Annotated in this window: 15 protein-coding genes; 5 read left to right on the forward strand and 10 right to left on the reverse strand. The window is 48.8% G+C overall.

Translation table 11 applies throughout. The features are described from left to right. Positions 1-1,281: a citrate synthase gene (gene gltA / locus AADH33_RS12380; RefSeq protein ID WP_100748689.1), complete on the forward strand. Its 1,281-nt coding sequence runs from the start codon at positions 1-3 to the stop codon at positions 1,279-1,281. Between the two features lie 125 nt (positions 1,282-1,406). On the opposite strand, the gene AADH33_RS12385 is transcribed toward gltA, so the two are convergent. After that, positions 1,407-2,399: a hypothetical protein gene (locus tag AADH33_RS12385; RefSeq protein ID WP_348549081.1), complete on the reverse strand. Its 993-nt coding sequence runs from the start codon at positions 2,397-2,399 to the stop codon at positions 1,407-1,409. A 264-nt stretch (positions 2,400-2,663) separates the two neighbouring features. Then, positions 2,664-3,167: a type IV secretion protein Rhs gene (locus AADH33_RS12390; protein WP_348549082.1), complete on the reverse strand. Its 504-nt coding sequence runs from the start codon at positions 3,165-3,167 to the stop codon at positions 2,664-2,666. 330 nt (positions 3,168-3,497) lie between these two features. Here AADH33_RS12390 and AADH33_RS12395 point away from each other — a divergent pair, with 330 nt between their 5' ends. Together AADH33_RS12395 and ribBA are read left to right on the forward strand one after the other, a co-directional pair. Beyond that, positions 3,498-4,787 (forward strand): replication-associated recombination protein A, encoded by a 1,290-nt coding sequence (locus tag AADH33_RS12395; RefSeq protein WP_348549083.1) that lies wholly within the window; start codon positions 3,498-3,500, stop codon positions 4,785-4,787. A gap of 306 nt (positions 4,788-5,093) precedes the next feature. Then, positions 5,094-6,206 carry a bifunctional 3,4-dihydroxy-2-butanone-4-phosphate synthase/GTP cyclohydrolase II gene (ribBA, locus tag AADH33_RS12400; RefSeq protein ID WP_075101396.1) on the forward strand — a complete coding sequence of 371 codons (1,113 nt, stop codon included), beginning with the start codon at positions 5,094-5,096 and terminating at the stop codon, positions 6,204-6,206. A gap of 126 nt (positions 6,207-6,332) precedes the next feature. Here the strand turns inward: ribBA and AADH33_RS12405 are convergent, their stop codons facing one another. The 7 genes from AADH33_RS12405 to AADH33_RS12435 form a co-directional block, all read right to left on the reverse strand. After that, complete coding sequence (locus AADH33_RS12405) at positions 6,333-6,815, reverse strand: acyl-CoA thioesterase (RefSeq protein ID WP_348549084.1); 483 nt, start codon at positions 6,813-6,815, stop codon at positions 6,333-6,335. 67 nt (positions 6,816-6,882) lie between these two features. Beyond that, on the reverse strand, positions 6,883-7,836 hold the full coding sequence (locus AADH33_RS12410; RefSeq protein ID WP_348549085.1) for a hypothetical protein: 954 nt from the start codon (positions 7,834-7,836) through the stop codon (positions 6,883-6,885). Between the two features lie 99 nt (positions 7,837-7,935). Next, complete coding sequence (locus tag AADH33_RS12415) at positions 7,936-9,030, reverse strand: uroporphyrinogen-III synthase (RefSeq protein WP_348549086.1); 1,095 nt, start codon at positions 9,028-9,030, stop codon at positions 7,936-7,938. Between the two features lie 90 nt (positions 9,031-9,120). Further along, positions 9,121-10,155, reverse strand: coding sequence for a hydroxymethylbilane synthase (gene hemC / locus AADH33_RS12420; RefSeq protein WP_348549087.1), 1,035 nt, complete (start codon positions 10,153-10,155; stop codon positions 9,121-9,123). A 176-nt stretch (positions 10,156-10,331) separates the two neighbouring features. Further along, positions 10,332-11,408: an RNA-guided endonuclease InsQ/TnpB family protein gene (locus tag AADH33_RS12425; protein WP_348549088.1), complete on the reverse strand. Its 1,077-nt coding sequence runs from the start codon at positions 11,406-11,408 to the stop codon at positions 10,332-10,334. Positions 11,409-11,550: 142 nt separating this feature from the next. Beyond that, positions 11,551-12,288 carry a LytR/AlgR family response regulator transcription factor gene (locus AADH33_RS12430; protein ID WP_348549089.1) on the reverse strand — a complete coding sequence of 246 codons (738 nt, stop codon included), beginning with the start codon at positions 12,286-12,288 and terminating at the stop codon, positions 11,551-11,553. Positions 12,289-12,611: 323 nt separating this feature from the next. After that, positions 12,612-13,763, reverse strand: a complete 1,152-nt coding sequence (locus AADH33_RS12435) for a histidine kinase (protein ID WP_348549090.1) — start codon at positions 13,761-13,763, stop codon at positions 12,612-12,614. Positions 13,764-13,876: 113 nt separating this feature from the next. Here AADH33_RS12435 and argH point away from each other — a divergent pair, with 113 nt between their 5' ends. Continuing rightward, positions 13,877-15,250, forward strand: a complete 1,374-nt coding sequence (argH, locus tag AADH33_RS12440; RefSeq protein ID WP_348549992.1) for an argininosuccinate lyase — start codon at positions 13,877-13,879, stop codon at positions 15,248-15,250. Between the two features lie 306 nt (positions 15,251-15,556). Beyond that, positions 15,557-15,847 carry an oxidative damage protection protein gene (locus tag AADH33_RS12445; RefSeq protein ID WP_075101388.1) on the forward strand — a complete coding sequence of 97 codons (291 nt, stop codon included), beginning with the start codon at positions 15,557-15,559 and terminating at the stop codon, positions 15,845-15,847. 112 nt (positions 15,848-15,959) lie between these two features. Here the strand turns inward: AADH33_RS12445 and phoU are convergent, their stop codons facing one another. Beyond that, a complete protein-coding gene (gene phoU, locus AADH33_RS12450) occupies positions 15,960-16,739 on the reverse strand; it encodes a phosphate signaling complex protein PhoU (protein ID WP_348549091.1) in 780 nt (259 codons plus the stop codon). Positions 16,740-16,785: the final 46 nt, after the last annotated feature.

Raw genomic sequence — 16,785 nt, forward strand, 5'->3', positions numbered from 1 at the left:
ATGGCTGACACTAATGCCAAACTAACCGTCAATGGTGAAGAATACGAACTTCCTATCATCAAAGGTACTTTAGGGCGCCCAGTTATCGATATTGCTGCTCTACAAGACTCAGGCTTTTGGTCTTATGACCCAGGTTTCAAAGTAACCGCTCCTGTTGAGTCAAAAATTACCTATATCGACGGTGGTAAAGGTGAGCTGTTGCACCGCGGCTACCCTATCGACCAGTTAGCAAACAATGCTGAATACCTAGAAGTGGCCTATGCCTTGATTCATGGCGACTTGCCAAACGCCGAGCAAAAAGCGGACTTTTTTGAAAAAATCCGTAAGCACACAGGCGTACATGACCAATTACGTAAATTCTTTGAAGGCTTCCGCCGTGACGCGCATCCAATGGCGATTATGGTGGGCGTTGTGGGTGCCTTGTCAGCGTTTTATCATGACAACCTAGACGTCAGCAACGAAGAGCACCGCGAAATCACTGCCATTCGTCTGATCGCAAAAATGCCAACGCTTGCGGCGATGAGTTATAAATACTCGCAGGGCGAACCGTTCATGTATCCACGCAACGACTTTAGCTACGCGGAAAACTTCTTGTACATGATGTTTGCCACGCCTGCTGATGTGGACTATGAGCCAAACGACGTGGTCACCCGCGCGATGGACAAAATCTTCACCTTGCACGCAGACCATGAGCAAAACGCCTCGACCTCTACTGTGCGCCTAGCTGGCTCAACGGGTGCCAACCCTTACGCCTGTATCGCCGCTGGTATCGCCGCCCTTTGGGGTCCATCACATGGCGGCGCCAACGAAGCTGTGCTTGAGATGCTAGATGAAATCGGTACTGTCGAAAACGTGCCAGCATTTATGGAAAAAGTGAAGAGCCGTGAAGTGAAGCTCATGGGCTTTGGTCACCGTGTTTACAAAAACTTCGACCCACGCGCCCAAGTCATGAAAGAGACCTGTGATGAAGTACTCGGCGCACTAGGCATCAACGATCCTAAGCTTGAACTGGCCATGGCACTAGAAAAAATCGCTTTAGAAGATCCGTTCTTCGTTGAGCGTAACCTGTATCCAAACGTTGACTTCTACTCTGGCATCATCCTAAAAGCCATTGGTATTCCAACGTCTATGTTTACCGTGATCTTCTCATTGGCGCGTACCTCAGGTTGGATCAGCCACTGGTTAGAGATGCACAGCGCACCGTTCAAAATCGGTCGCCCACGTCAGCTATACACTGGCGAGACGCATCGTGACTTTGTCAAAGTAGAAGACCGCAAGTAATCTGCTTAGATACGGCATGTGTATAAAATAATCATAAAAAATCCCGCTAAGTGCGGGATTTTTTATGAACGATAGATAAGCACTGTGATGCTGGCTGTCGCCGTCATAGCTTGAGCGGTAGCTGTTTATTCAAATGCTTTAAGCGTTTGTTCGTACTTGGCAATTTGCTCATCATAACCCTTGATGGTCTCGTTAAACTTGGCCATAAGCGCTTCAAACTCTTGTTGTTGATTGAGCTTCATTTGCTGCATATCGATGACTTGCTGCGCCTCTATCTGCTCCCAAACCTGATGCTGAATGATAAGACGTGCCAGCGCCGGACTTTTGGCACTGAGCCTACCTGCAATCTCAGCATGCTCAAACAGTTGCGGCACCAAAGTCGCTATGTTTATCAAGGTATCTACCTCGTCAGCGCTCAGCGGCGTGATCACTGGCTGATAAAGTGCCGCCATTGCCTGCTGGTAACTGTCGATGATCTCATCTTCTGTTTGCATGACAGGCTTGCGCGGCTCGAGGCTAATACGTTTGAGGACGGTCAAATCGCGCTCACCCACTTCTGTGCTGGTATTGATGTCTGCTGCTGCCTCATCGCCACGCTCACTATTTTGAGCCGTCGCGGCGGCATTGGCATTAGCACTGATATTAGTATTAGAATTGGCATTAGCATCGACGTTGCTATTGTTATTGGCAGCCGTGGCGTCACCGCTATTTGTCGTATTATCGCCTGCTGTGTCCGCACTATTTAACAATAAATCTTCTGCACTTTGGGTCGAGTCTGCCGCTTGCAGCGACTCATACTCGGCCTGTAGCCGGCGCTGCAACCTTTGCATTTGCGTCACATAAATTGGCTCAAACTGCTCGATACGCGCCGCCGCCGACTCACTTTGCGGTACAGGCTTGCTGTCTTCGCTAGCTGCTTGCTCAGTCGCTTGGCTATCATCGACGACAGGCGCGGTCTCGGTCTGCTGTTGGCAGCCGCCGAGTAGCAATGCACCACTCAACGTCGCAGCCAGTATAGTCGTGGCAGCATATTTACTATTAGGTGAGGGTGTTTTATTCATATGACTATCATGAGCGGTATCATGACCCTTTGCTTTATCTGGTAAAAATTTATACATCAGAGTACATATCCTTTGTTGACGCAAAACAATGAGTTGACGCAAAATAATAAAAGGTAGGCGTATCACCGCCATCCGATGCTGGCGATACTGTGCTAGCGTCTAGGTCATAAACCTCTCATAGCACCATTTAGCATACTTTTATCATAGTGGTTATTGATCCCAATAAGAAGCGTCAATTGTGAACGGAGTGTCGAGCTAGCGACATTGACAGTAGATTTGTGTCAACTGTAGACTTGTGGCATTAAACGTGTGACCTCAGACTCAAGAAACGGTCGTCAAAAACGGTATACAGCGCTCAAAATCACGGCAGTCCTGACCACGCTGGCGACGGACAAAATAGTCTTGCACCATACGCGCCTGCTGCTCGATACCATACTTAAAAAAGGGCTTGCCGACTGTAAATACGTAGTCATAACGCCGATCGACCAACGCCCCGCGTACCACCTTGATACCCTGCTGTAGCTGCCAAACGTGCGTTAGCTCATGTATCAGCCAGCTTTGCTTACTTAAGGAGGACTGGCTAAAATCTGTGATCCAGTCTGCTGGATGAAAGTAAATATGCCCATTGGGGCTGACAGCATAATGTCTAAGCACCCACCACGCTGTTTTTAATTGCACATCCTCCAGCCTAATACTGTCGCCAAATACCGAGCGAGCCAGCGCAACCTCACCTGCGCTCAGATGGCGCGACCGTCTCTTTGGGCGCTGATGACTTGATAAACGCCGCGCTTGGCTCAATAACTGCTGTATGGTCTCACGTATCATAAACAATCAATGCCGTTATGTAGGTGCATAATATAAGTACCGTTATATAGGATAAGTGCCGTTATATAGGATATAAGTGCCTAGATAAACACCTAGGAAGTACAAGTACTTTTATAACTGGTGCTGTCTTATTTGTTTAATAAGGCTTTTGATATAAAAATAAAAGCCGCGAAGACAGAAGTTATACAGTAGGGTAAGGAGTGCTAGGATAGTGCTATGCGTCATTGATATCCTATGGTAGATAGTCGATACATTTTAATTTGATACTGAGCCTGTGCTTTTATATTGACTATCCTTTTGCCGCCCCATTGATCAACCATAGAGACTGTTATGCCGCCAAACTTTCATGCCGACACCCCGCTTGCCCAGCGCATGCGCCCAGCGACGCTCGATGCTATCATCGGTCAAGAGCATCTGCTGGCGGCTGGGGCACCGCTGCGACGCTTGGTCGAGCAAGGCCATTTGCCCTCCATTATCTTGCACGGTGAGGCAGGCATCGGCAAAACCACCATTGCTATGCTATTGGCTGATGCCGTGGGTCGGCCGTTTCATGCGTTGTCGGCACTCAATACGGGGGTCAAGCAGTTACGCGAAGTGCTGGAGACTAAGGACTCGTTGAGCTTTGAGTCGCCGGTGGTGTTTATCGATGAGATACACCGCTTTAACAAAGCGCAGCAAGATGCCTTACTTGGCGCGGTCGAGTCTGGGGATATTACCTTGATTGGGGCAACTACCGAAAACCCCTCATTTAGCGTCAACAATGCTTTGCTATCGCGTTGTCAGGTTTATCGTTTGGAGCCACTGACACCCGAGCAAATCGCCGCCGTATTGCAGCGCGCCATTTCAGAAGATAGCATTTTCAAAGACTTGGCCGTGGATTTGCAGGCACAAGACACCATTAGCCAACTGGCGCACGGCGATGCTAGAAAGGCGCTTAACCTGCTAGAGCTGGCCATACAAACGGCGGATACCAGACAATCGCCGCTGATCATCGATGATGCGCTGGTCGCTCGCGTCGCGCAAACGGCGCTGGTACGCTATGATAAAGACGGCGAGCAGCATTACGACATTGTCTCCGCCATGATAAAGTCCGTGCGCGGCTCCGACCCTGATGCAGCGCTCTACTGGATGGCGCGGATGCTGGTGGGCGGAGAGCCAGCTGAGTTTATCGCGCGGCGTTTGGTCATCTTGGCAAGCGAAGATATCGGCAATGCCAACCCCAATGCCCTACTCCTCGCTGATGCCGCCCTGCGTAGCGTTCAGTCCATCGGTATGCCAGAGGCGCGCATTATCTTAGGACAAGTGGTGGTGTATTTGGCGACCAGTGCCAAAAGCAACAGCACTTATAAAGCGATAAATGCGGCGATGGCCTTGGCAGAAAAAGACGCCTCTCCCGTACCGCTACATCTGCGCAATGGCGTGACCAAATTGATGCGAAACCAAGGCTACGGGCAGGGCTACGCCTATCCACACGATTACCCCAATCATTATTATCCGCAGCATTATCTTCCAGATACGCTGCTGGGTACGCGCTTTTATCACTTTGCTGATAATCAGCGAGAACAGCACAGCAAGCAGTTTATGGATTGGCTAAAATCCCAATCTGCCAGTAACTCTTAAAACCTGCCCGTTTATTAGTAATACTGAACGCTGTTTTTGACAGACTTCGGGATATAGTTTGGAGATGGGGCAGCACGATAGGATGAAAAACGTTAAAATGTCCTCATAATGATATATAAGCAATGAGGCAATCGTGCCTAGCGTCCGTACCTATAGCCGGGGCGTGCCCATCATCGAATAGATGTAGCAAGCGGCGCGTTGCCTAATCGCAACAGCTTATGGCCTCAGCGGCTGTTACAATAGGCAGATCATGCTATATATGTTACCTCACACCTATCTACACATAATAAAATATTGAGACTTACTATGAGTTTAAATACCATTCCTGAGATTATCGAAGACATCCGTGCTGGAAAAATGGTCATCTTGATGGATGATGAAGACCGCGAAAACGAAGGCGATATCATCATGGCCGCCACCCATGTGCGCCCTGAAGACATCAACTTTATGATCACCCATGCTCGCGGCCTAGTGTGTCTGACCCTATCGCAAGCGCGCTGCCAACAGCTAGCACTACCGCTGATGTCTGATCGCAACGAAGCAAAGTTTAGCACCAACTTTACGGTGTCTATCGAAGCGGCTGAAGGCGTCACCACAGGTATCTCAGCGGCTGACCGCGCGCGCACTATTCAGGCAGCGGTCTCTGCATCAGCCAAACCCGAAGACATCGTACAACCCGGCCATATCTTCCCTATCATGGCACAAAACGGCGGCGTCCTGCACCGTGCCGGCCACACCGAAGCAGGCTGCGACTTGGCTCGCCTAGCGGGACTGGAGCCTGCAGCGGTCATCGTCGAGATCATCAACGCTGATGGTACGATGGCACGTCGTGACGATCTTGAAATCTTTGCCAAAGAGCATGGCATCAAGATGGGCACAATCGCTGATCTGATCAATTATCGTATCGCTAACGAGCAAACGGTAGAAGAAGTAGAGACCCGTCCTTTTGAGACCGAGCATGGGACTTTTACCTTGCACCGCTTCCGTGAGTTTGGCGCTGAAGAGACGCATTTGGCGTTGGTCAAGGGCGATGTCAGCGAAGGCGTCAGTACTGTCCGTGTCCATGGCTTCCATCCGCTGCGTGACTTGTTTGCCGCCAAAAACGATATGACGGGTCGTAGCGGCTGGAGCGTACAGTCAGCGTTGGAAGAAATCAGCGCCTCGGAGCGCGGCGTGCTGGTTTGGATTGGTAGCAATCAGCCCGTTGATCTAGGCGATGCGCTGGATAAAGCGGCGGACAATCAATCGCAATCAACCATCACCCAGCAGCCGTATCGTAGCATCGGGGTTGGCGCACAGATTTTGCGTCATTTAGGCGTGCGTGATATGCGCTTATTGTCATCACCCATGAAGTTTTATGCACTATCAGGTTTTGATCTAAACGTAGTAGATTTTGTGCATGCACCCAAGCAAGGCTAGGCGCTGTGATCGTTATTTAATCACTATTCGATAGTGATTAAATAGCCTTATCAATCATAAAAAAAGCACGCTTATAAATTGAGCGTGCTTTTTTTATGTGCAAGTAATTTTTATAAAAGTTGGCGCTCAAACCTCAGGCGTATGACCAACGGTCGCTTCTAATGCCAATAGGCGCGTGCGCTCGGCGCTGCTCCACGGCAATTTGTCTTTGCCAGCGCTGTCCAAACGCACCACCACCGCCTCAGCCGTCGCCACTACCAAACTTTGCGCCGTACTATAGTAACTATACTCCATCACGATACTGGTACGGCCCAAGCGCTGGCAGCGCACCCCTAATAACAAAGTATCAGGGTAAACCACAGGACGCAAATACTGACAGCTTGACTGCGCCAATACCGTCACCATGCTGCCATCAAACATGCCTAATGCCTGCAGATAAGCGATACGCGCTGACTCAGCATAACGATAAAACACCACGTTATTTAGATGGTTAAAGGCGTCCATCTCGCCCCAGTGAATCGGCTGATGATGGATGACGGGATAGTGAGCCAGCTCAGTCGGCAGGGGCTCATTGACTGTCGGTAAGTCGGCTGGTAGAGAGCGGTTCATAAAGTGTCCTTTTTTATCATCCTGTTTTTTATTATTTGGGTGTGTCTTATCGTCAAGAACCCAGCGACTAGCGCTGCGGTTTGGCTAAGACTTGCGTGGTCAATAGCGCCGTGGGCTTGGGTGCTTCGACAATCAATTGATCTAGCCAATTTATCACCTCTGCCACATCGTTGGGGGCTTGCATCATCGTGATATTGGCCGTTTGATCTGACGCTTGCAGGTTGGCTTGTGTCTGTTTCTGCCGCTCATCAGCGCTTGGTGTGAAGGTTATGAGCTGTTTGCGCGCCTGCGACAGATAACTGATGAGCTGCTCACGGTCGCGCATATTGCTGGCTTGCATGGCCAAATTGAGCGTCATAATGGTCTCGTGGATGGCCAGCTGCCTACGGGTCAGTGCCTCTTTGTCTTTAGCTGTGTCTTCAGCTGGGGTTTTATTGTCCTTGCTACCCTCTTTATGGTCGTAACGCTCATGGCGCTGCAAAAAGGTTTGGATATTTTGCATGGCCAAATTGTGCATCTGCCACGGGCTTGGCTGCGCGCTTTGTGCTTGTAGGCGCTCAATATCTTTTAGCAGGCTTTGCTTAATCACCACCGTCAGCGCAGGGGCAATCTCATTACTGCTTTGCGACAGCTGCCAGTGTAGCCCCCGCAGCAAATCAATCGCCGCGCTATCGTTGTTATCCACCAGCAACCTATCCACCGCTTTTATTTGAATACGTAGTAAATCCAGCTGATTTTGCGCTTGGCTACTGGCTGCCACGCGTGGTTCAGGTAGCGTCTGCTGACTCATGGCAAACAAGCGATCATCCATCTCGTTTAAACGGCTGACGACTTGCTCGTTACTTTGCAGACGCTCATGGACACTCTGCTCAAAACGCTGCTGGCTGATATATAACCAAAGTAAGGCGGCGATAAGCAATAAAATCGTCAGCCATTGCAAGCGTATGAGTAGCATATTTGCTTGCCGGCGCTGCTGAATAGTAGAAGGGTCCTTGGATGAAGACTCAGGGTTCATAGACATAGTACAGCACCGTTACTGGTAGATTGGGTCATGGTTGTCGCAAGCCGTATAAAACGGGAATAAGCATCCTGATGACAAAACAGCCATATCCTAGGCGTATCAAGCACTGATCGCAGCCAGTATGGTGGCTGGTGCCAAATCCTCCACCCGCCAGTAGCTCAACTGCTCATCGGCAACCATATTGGCCAAGCGCTCACCCAGCACCACATAAGCAAAGTCCGACAGCTTGAGCTTGGGCAACCCATCAGTCCCTGTACTGTCTGCCAATGGCTGCTTTACAGTATCCTTAGCACTCGTCTCATCAGTTGCTTGTCGCTTACCTTGACTGACCACTTGCCGCCAATGCTCAAAGGCGGTGGCACTACTAACTATAACGACCGGTTTTGACTGTTTGGGTATAGGCTGTGGATGCTGAGCGGCGCTTGGCGCTGCTGGCTCTGCAAGTTCTGGTGCTGATGCTAATGTTGATGATGGAGAGCTAGGCAAAGAAGCGGCCGTAGCAAACTGCTGTAACCATTGATTGTATTGCGTACAGGCCTCATGAGGCATAATACGCTCGTACCAAGCGATGCTATCGATATGGACACCGCGCGCTTGTAACGTGTTGACCAATAAACGGCGGCCACCAAGACCGCGCCATACCAGTAGCTTGTCCCCTGCTTGCAAGCTGTCGATCTCTGGCATCGCAAGCATGCCTTCATTATTGGCCACGCGCGGCTGCAGCACGTGATAGCTTGCCGCCTTGACTTTTGCTTCATTTAAGACCGCAGCTGTCGCTTCTCCTACCGCAATCAAGTGACTGGGGGCGCTGAGGGTTTGCAGCTCGGTGGTTTTTTGGCTTTCATCATTTTGGTTATCACCATTCGTCTCAGAGTGCTGGGCATGGCTCTCGCGGGCAAGCGCTTGCCAAACCGCTAGTCCCGCTGCTGCTGCCGTAGGACTGACGATGACCAGTGCCTGATAGTCGCCTGCAAACCACTGACGCATCAGCGCCATGTCCGCATCTGTGGTAGGACGCGGCTGTAGCGTCAGCATCGGAATCTCTACCACGCTTAGACCCGCAGCTTGTAGATGCTGCGTCAGCGGAGCGGCACGCTCTACCGGTCTGGTATTGATGACCACGCGCGCAGGTGCTGATGGGGCCGCGCTCTTATACCGAGCGGTAGATGTTGGATGAGATGAGGTGGATGACATAGACGTACCATGACAAAAATCGAAAGAAATAAAGAAGTCGCAAACTCGTCTTAATTACGGGCTTGCAGCTTAGACGGCGGTATCTACGTGTTATTTGGTATCATAAATCGCTGATAAAATAGCGCCTGCACCGTCTGCAAGTAACATATCAGCCACATCGATACCCAGCTGATTGGCCTGAGCTTCTTGCTCGTCTTGGCTACCAGTTAAGGCAATGCGTTTTTCTGCTTTTAGCAGCTCACTACCATCGGCCTGCCCCACGCGCCCGCGCAGCCACAATATGTTGCCGTCGTCATTGTTGCCATTTTCGGTATTTTTCGCACGGTCATCCTCGGTCTCGTTTGCCATTTGCAAGACCGCATAGGCTGCGATCGGTACCTGACAGCCGCCTTCTAAATGACGGTTGAGGGAACGCTCAGCAATCAGGCGAATACGCGCTTTATTATCATTTAGCGGTGCCAATAGCTGCAATACTGCATCATCGCCCTCGCGGCACTCAATCGCTAACGCCCCTTGCCCAACCGCGGGCAGACAAGCATCGATATCCAGCTCACCGCGAATACGCTCGTCCAGCTCAATACGCTGCAAACCACTGGTGGCCAAAATAATCGCGTCATACTCGCCTGCGTCCAATTTGCTCAAACGGGTACCAACGTTACCGCGCAGGGTTTTGATTTGTAGATCTGGGCGATAAGCCTTGATTTGACACTGACGGCGCAAGCTTGAGGTGCCAACGACAGCGCCTTGCGGCAACTCATCGATACTATCGTATGTATTGGACACAAACGCATCGGTTGGGGCGGCGCGCTTGCAGTATACCCCCAACGTCAAGCCTTCAGGCAGCTGCATGGGCACATCTTTTAGCGAATGCACGGCGATATCTGCGTCTTTATTATAAAGCGCTTGCTCAAGCTCTTTAACAAACAAACCTTTGCCACCAATTTTTGCCAGTGGCGTGTCCAAAATTTTGTCACCCTTAGTGACGATTTTTAGCATATTAATCGTCATCTCAGGATATAGCGCCAACAGACGATCGCGGATATGCTCAGCTTGCCATAAGGCTAATGGGCTTTGGCGCGTGGCGATGTTTAAAGTAGTCAAAGCAGGTTGCTGCAGATTGCTCATAAAAGGCCTCAATAAGTTTGATATACAATATCAGTGCGAATCATCTCTGCATGAAACGATACGGTCGATTTGCCACAAAAATGGGCGCTATCACTCGTTGATAGTAAACGCTGACGCAAAAAAATACCCCTATTTAAGCTTGACTTCCTCCCCTCCCTAAAGTGAGGGGATTCCTACTAAAGACGGCCAAGCCCGACCGCGAGAATGTTTTTCGCTCCATTAACATCTCTGTTATGGGTCGTTTTACAAGAACGACAAAACCATACTCTTATACCAAGCCCTGATCTACCTTTCGGACTGTCTTGGCGGGAGCCGCAACACGAGCAGGTTTGGGTGCTGTACGCTTCATTGACTTCGATATAGTGGCAACCTGCGTTCGCGCATTTGTAGTCCAGTTGCCGCTTAATCTCAAACCAACCTGCGTCATAGACGGATTTGGCCAGTTTGGATGAAGTGAATGAGTTTGATTTGATCTTTCCAACAACGATTAAGCTGTTGGCCTTAACAAGCTTTGATGTGAATTTATGAATTAAATCCTGGCGGGTGTTTTTAATCTTGGCATGAATGGCACGGACCCGCTTTTTGTTTTTGGCTCTTTGGGCAATGGCCAGTTTTTCAGCGTATTGATGCGTGACTTTGGTTTGTAGTTTGTCACCATCACTACTGACTGCGGCATCTTTACAACCTAGATCAATACCGACTTGGCCAGTACCACACTTAATCTTTGGAAAATCTTTAACGGTGACACAGGCGTACCAGTGGCCGCTATTGTCTTGTACTAATTCGCAAGTGTTGATGTTGTAGAGCGAGAGGTTATAGCTATCCCATAGGTCTATTGTGAGCTTTTGACGGTTAGCTAAGCTAAATTGCAGGGTGCTTTTTAGAGACTTTTTACCGCTTTGACGCGTACTGATATGTTTAATCGCGGTCTTTTTAAAAGGAATCCAGCCAAGAGACTTGCGTTTGGCTTGAGGATTATTGGTGCGCCAGTTTAGTTTGGCTTTTTTAAACTGTTTACGGGATTTAGCGTGAACCTCACTAATCGCTTGCAAGGTTTGACTGTGCAAGTTTAAATACTCGCCACTACCTTTGGTATAAGCGGCCAAGTCATAAGCTGAAAAGAATTGACCTGTGCGCTTAAGGTGTTTAAAACTTAGCTCATTGACGTAATTCCAGACAAAGTTGACCGACCCAGCCAAGATATTGAGCTGAGTGGCGTGTTTGTCTTTGATGCGTAGCTTGAGCGTTTTCATAGGATAATTATGATCTCAATGCAGTTGTTTATCAAGGTATTCGCAATATTGTACGACAACGACTGGCGCCTGATATCCACGCCCTAGAAGGATGTAGATATCAGGCGCTGGTTGATAAAAACAGTCAGTTACAGATAGCGCTTTACATGCTTTGGATTTTATCACGTAACGCTGGCAGGTGGCGACGACTCACCGCCAATGTCTCATCGACGCCTTTAAAGCGCACTTGATATTGGCCGGCATCCAAGGTTTCTAAGTAGTCCAAAAAGCTCAGATTAATAATGGCATTGCGATGGACGCGGAACAACCGGTCTTCAAACTCTTGCTCAAGCTCTTTTAGTGTCTCATCAATCAATACGATACCATCCTTGTGACGGACTTTGACGTATTTTTGATCGGCAGTAAAGTAGTAGATATCTGTGAGTTTAATCAATTCGACACCGCGATGGGTACGAGCGGCGATATGCTCACGTATTGGCCGCGCTGTCGGGTCCTCAAGCTTACGGATTTCGTTGAGCTGGGCGGCATTTAGATTTTTGGCTTTGTTTAGCGCCTCCAGCAGCTCGTCTTTATTGGCAGGTTTGAGCAAATAGCCGATGGCATTGGCCTTGAGAGCAGCAATGGCATAGTGATCGTAGGCGGTGACAAAGATAATGGCTGGCGGATGCTCAAGCTCGTTCAGCGCTTGCGCACAGCGCACCCCATCCATCTCAGGCATACGAATGTCTAATAATATGATATCTGGCTGCTGGGTTTTGACAGCGACAATGGCTTCTGCCCCTGTCGTGGCTTGTGCCACCACCTGATGGCCTGACTCTTGTACAATTCTGGCCAAACGCTCACGCGCCAATGGCTCATCATCGCAGACTACGATCCGCATGCAAACTCCTGTTTTAGGAAATACTTAATACGATTTAATGAAATAATTCATCAACCTACTATCAATAATAACACTAACGCCCTAGGACTTAGCATAAAAAAATGTTTGATTATTGCAGGTATTCTGAACATTTAATTTGGGCAGCGGCAGCGCTTATTTATCGGTCAAATACATATTAGATATTGACGATTATCGTGCCAATTTAAACAGTATGGTGCAATAACTGTGCCATACTTTATATTAATAGCATTAAACAAAAGTTTGTATTAGTAATAGGTATCTATTGATAATCGCTAGCTTGCAGATAGCTAGATGACAGACCGCTATATCCCGACGTCTTGTAGCGGATAATCAATCAAGGTAATGATTTGGCTGTTGGTCACTTTGCTTCTGATATCGGCGCTTTGGCCAAAGTACGAGCGCAGACGCTCTGCTTGGATATAAAAATTCATGTGCTGGCGCAAGTCATGATTGATCATCAAGGTTTTTTTGGGGAGCTGGACGCTGATGGTGATGCTGACGCGGTGCTCATACCAAGTGACTTTGATATGAATAAAAATCGTCTCTGTGGTCATCTCCACCACGTTGAGGAGCATTTTTTCTAGCACACTTTGCAGCGTCAAAGCGGTGATGACCATGTCATACATAATGTCTTCATCTGGCAGTTGCCAAGTGACATCAAGCTTGTCAGATAGCCGGCTAGACTCGATGGCCAAATAGTGCTCACACAAAGCGATCTCTTCTTCAAAGCTGATCTCACGCGCGCCACTAAAGCTGGCGCGAAACAGCGCGGAGACGTGTTGTAGCAACTGGGAGGCGCGCGCTGGATTGGACTCAATCAGCGACACCAGTGTGTTGATGGTATTAAAGAAAAAATGCGGCGTGATACGGGCTTTGATTAAGTCGTTTTGGGCGTTTAGTTTGTGCTCAAAGGATTGATTCAGGGCATTCATCTCACGATAACGGCGCAAAAAGTACAACAAAAACACCAAGGTAAAACCGCCTGCAAGGATTAAGTCAAAAATCACTTCTAACACAAAGTTTTGTAGGCTGTATTCGTGCCAGCCCATGTTTATCATGACCAGCAAGACCAGCACCATAGAGACAGCAGAGGCCAGCATAAGGATGGCGAGCACATACATACTGACCTTGGGTATGCTCATGCTCTTAAAGACAGGGCGCAGATAATCGATGATATATAAAGAAGGGATGATGCTTAAGGTGTTTTGTATCACTCGGCTGCCAAACTTGATTATAAAGTCAGACCAAGTAGCTAGGTCATGGCGGTCGATCACCGTCACAAACAGCGACCAAAAAAAGATATAAATCAGCCATTGCCAAGGCTTCATGACTTCCATGAGCTTGGGGATAAAAAACTCTAAGCGCTCCGCTAGTAAGGCAACCTCATCATTTGCTATACTTGAGTTCTTATTCTCTTGACTTGTCTTGTATCGATATGAACGCCAACTCTTCAAACCCTAGTAATCCTGAATTAAATAAAAACGTGTCAGTCTCTGATTCTAGCACAGATGACTCTACAACAAATAACGCGGCGCAAAGCAGTTCTGCCAGCGCGCCAGGCCAGCAGATGTGGGGCGGACGCTTTAGTGAAGCGACGGACAGCTTTGTGGCCGCTTTTACCGCTTCGGTCGGCTTTGATCAACGCTTTGCCCGACATGATATCCAAGGCTCTATCGCTCATGCGACCATGCTCAAAGAATGCGGGATTTTGACCGCTGATGAAGTGGCGACCATCATCGATGGTCTACAGCAGGTATTAGCTGAGATCGAAGCAGGCGAGTTTAATTGGTCTATCACCCTAGAAGACGTACACATGAACGTCGAGTCACGTCTGACTGATATCGTCGGCGCGGTGGGCAAAAAACTACACACTGGCCGTAGCCGTAACGATCAGGTGGCCACCGATATCCGCCTGTGGCTACGCGAAGAAACCGACAATATCATCGCGCTGTTGGTGCGATTGCAAAACGGCTTGCTGGATTTGGCCGAGCAGCATACGGACACCATCATGCCAGGCTTTACGCATCTACAAACCGCGCAGCCTGTCAGCTTTGGCCATCACGTGATGGCATGGTTTGAGATGCTCTACCGCGATACCGAGCGCCTCGTCGACGCCCGTCGCCGTATCAATCAGATGCCACTTGGTAGTGCTGCGCTTGCTGGTACGACCTTTCCGATTGACCGTACCATCACCGCTAGACTGCTAGGGTTTGATGGTATTTGCCAAAACTCACTCGATGCGGTCTCAGACCGAGATTTTGCCATTGAGTTTACCTCAGCGGCCTCTATCCTTATGATGCATATGTCGCGTATGAGCGAAGAGATTATCCTATGGATGTCGGCGCAGTTTAACTTTGTGCAGATACCCGATCGCTTCTGTACTGGCTCGTCGATCATGCCGCAAAAGAAAAACCCTGACGTGCCAGAGCTGGTACGCGGTAAAGCGGCGCGGGTCTTTGGTCAATTAATGACATTGTTAAGTCTGATGAAAAGCCAACCGCTTGCGTATAATAAAGACAATCAAGAAGACAAAGAGCCGTTATTTGACTGTGTCGACACCTTGACAGGTTCGCTACTGGCATTCGCTGATATGCTACCAAACATCACACCAAATAAAGACAGTATGCGTCAAGCGACCATGAAGGGCTATGCGACAGCGACTGATTTGGCAGATTACCTAGTACGTCAAGGCGTGGCATTCCGTGATGCCCATGAAGTGGTCGGCAACGCGGTGGCTTTAGGCATCAAAAAAGGCGTTGATTTAAGTGACTTGTCATTGGCGCAGCTTCAGCAATTTAGCGACGCGATCGGCGATGATGTCTTTGATTACTTAACGCTAGAGGGCTCACTCGCCGCCCGTGATCATTTGGGTGGTACCGCGCCCAATCAGGTCAAGCAAGCGGTGGTTAATGGACGCGCGCGCTTAAAAGCTTTTGCATAATTTGCATAAACAGAGACATGATATTTCGACGCAGAACGGGTATAAATTTTCCTTGCGTGCTGTGCCTGTGCGGACAGATGCTGCGTAAGATTCATCCCAGTCCCACTGTATCTTTTTTATCCTGAACTCACTATACAACACCCGCGCCTAGCACTTATAACCTAGCGCGGGTGTTTTTTTGTCATCACATCGCCAAAACTTTCATCAAACAACTTAGCTGTTACCGTCTATACACCCGATAGCCTTTGCTAAATTTACTCAGATCGTTATCATAGGGTGATATTCATAGTTTATAAGGAGCCTCTAATGACTGAGACTTTTAACCCGCAAGCCAATACCGTGTTTTGCCGCAAATACAAGCAAGAGCTGCCAAAAATGCCGCACCCACCCTTCCCCAACCAAAAAGGCAAAGAGCTACAAGAAACAGTCTCTGACAAAGCGTGGAAAGAATGGCTAGAGCAGCAAACCATGCTAATCAACGAAAACCATCTCAGCATGATGGACCCTGAGGCCAAAAAGTTTTTGACCGAGCAGCGTGAGAAGTTTTTGGACAACGAGGATTATGAGCGCGCGCAGGGCTGGACACCAGAAAAATAAAAACTCAGCATCACTTTTATATTTATATCAGTATGTTAAATATCGGAACGCGCTATCTTTAAATAGCGCGTTTTTAATGGATATTTAAAGGCCATTGCTCAGTTTTTTATCGCTAGTCGCTAGCTGGCGGTGCGATATCTGTCGCTATCACATCATCATTTTGGCGCGTGGCTATCCGTTCATTGGCTTCTTGCACCGCTTTTTCGACCAAAGCATAGTCTGAGTGGCGTACATCTTGGCCACTGATATAGTTGATGACCAGCTCAGCGATGTTTTGCGCATGATCGCCAATCCGCTCAAGTGCACGCAGTATCCACATGATATTGATGACCTTGGAGACTTGACGCGCGTCCTCCATGATATAAGTCATCAAGGCACGAATCGCTGATTGATACTCCTCATTGACCACATCATCATTGCGCATTACCTCAAACGCCTGCTCAGCATTGGACTGACTAAAAGCCTCCAGCGCATTGTGCAGCATCAGACGCACCTGATTGCTCAGATGCTGGACTTCTGCATAGCCATACGCTGACTTGCCTTCTTGCGCAGTGAGCTTACTGGCCATTTGAGCGATTTTAACCGCTTCATCACCGATGCGCTCCAGATCCACCACGCCTTTACTGATGGACATCACCAAACGCAAATCACTGGCCGCAGGCTGACGCTTGGCGACCAATAACAAGATATGCTCATCGAGCTCGACTTCCTGCCGATTGATTTCAAAATCCATCTCGATGACTTCTTGCGCCAGTGTGTCATCCTTGTCGATAAGCGCGTGAATGGCTTTGGCAACTTGGCTGGCTGCATGGTCGCCCATCACCAAAAACAGACGAATGGCTTCATCCAAATCTTGATCAAAACTTTTGGAGATATGCTTATCACTTTGCATGAGAGTTATTCCCTAAATATCTGTATATTGATGGCGTGCTGCTGGC

The sequence above is a fragment of the Psychrobacter sp. KFRI-CH2-11 genome (genome assembly GCF_038239325.1).
GTDB classification, from domain to species: Bacteria; Pseudomonadota; Gammaproteobacteria; order Pseudomonadales; family Moraxellaceae; genus Psychrobacter; species Psychrobacter celer.